1 protein-coding gene is annotated in these 1266 nt (G+C 52.9%); it reads right to left on the minus strand.

The window, feature by feature from the left end; translation table 11 throughout:
• Positions 1–14: 14 nt before the first annotated feature.
• Positions 15–1178 carry an IS481 family transposase gene (locus tag D6Z24_RS21470; protein WP_129128546.1) on the minus strand — a complete coding sequence of 388 codons (1164 nt, stop codon included), beginning with the start codon at positions 1176–1178 and terminating at the stop codon, positions 15–17.
• Positions 1179–1266 lie beyond the last annotated feature (88 nt).

The following is a 1266-nucleotide window of genomic DNA, read 5'->3' on the forward strand; positions in this document are numbered from 1 at the left end:
TGTATAGACCGGAGTCAAGGGTGACAGTCGTTCGGAGACATGGGTGACACTTTTTTATCGCCGATCCGGATCTCCCGGAGCTTATGGTGGCAGTAGTAAATTAAAAATGTTCCGTCCTGATCCGTGGGGCGAAAAGCAACTGGTTCCCCCCGTAACGCCCTAGAGACCTGGAACACGTGGCCCTTGAAGAAGACGGTCCCTTTGTCCTGCACTTTTCGGACGTGATCACCGGGGGCATATTCGATTCGCGGTGGCACCTCGGGGTACATCCGTACACTTGGCTGATAGCGTGTAACTGGCGGCTTTTGCCCTAATGACTCATGCGGCCGCTTGGAGTTGTACACGACTCTAAACTCGTCAAAAACTTGTTGGCATTGAGCTAAATTGTCGAAATTTCTACCGGCTATTGCTTCCACAAGTAGGGTGCGGTGAAAGCGTTCGTCTTTACCCTGGGTCTGAGGGTGGTATGGCCGTGAATGGCTCACACCTACTCCGAGCCTGATTAACCAGGCTGTCAGCACAGTGAGTTGATATTCCCCGTCGTTTCCCCAGGGGCTGCCATTATCCATGGTCATTCGGTCTGGCAACCCGTAGTTTCGAAAGGCGGCAACAAGAGCACTCTTTACGCTAGCAGTTGTCTCGTCGTAACAAGCCTGGAGCACCAGGTTGTAGCGAGAGTGGTCATCTAGAACCGTCAACGGGTGACAGCGGCCCTGACGGGTTGGAAAATGGCCTTTGAAGTCCATCTGCCATAGAGCATTCGGGCTGGAATGCTCGAAACGAATAAAAGCCTTGTGCTTTGCGGACTCCGCCGGGTCTAACTGGCCGTTACGGCGCAAGATCTCAGTAATCGTGGAAGCTGCAGGGAACATTTGTTTCCCGTCTGCTTCCAGACAAGCCTTAATCTTGCGGCCACCCCACGCCGGATGCTCTTTTCTAAGCGCAAGGATTGCACTCTCGACCGAGGCATCAGTCTGTACGGGACTGTTATGGGGGCGTCGAGAGCAGTCATATAGGCCAGCATCTCCATGCTCCTTGAACCGACGGATCCACTTGTAGCCTTTGTCGCGGCTGATGTTGAACAGCCGACAAAGCTGAGAGATGTTGCTGCCATCTTGAACGGCTAACATCACGAATTCTGCCCTGAGGGTCATGGTTGTCACCTCTTGCCAAGGCATGCCCACCTCCAAAGAGGAAAGTCACTTCTTGGTAATAAGTGTCACCCATGTCTCCGAACATGTGTAACCTATGTCTCCGGTCTATACA

It is taken from the genome of Geomonas oryzae (assembly GCF_004117875.1).
Taxonomy (GTDB): domain Bacteria; phylum Desulfobacterota; class Desulfuromonadia; order Geobacterales; family Geobacteraceae; genus Geomonas; species Geomonas oryzae.

What these genes read in the sequence shown, in the direction of transcription:
- D6Z24_RS21470 (WP_129128546.1), bottom strand. Translation starts at nt 1,178, where the DNA reads ATGCCTTGGCAAGAGGTGACAACCATGACCCTCAGGGCAGAATTCGTG.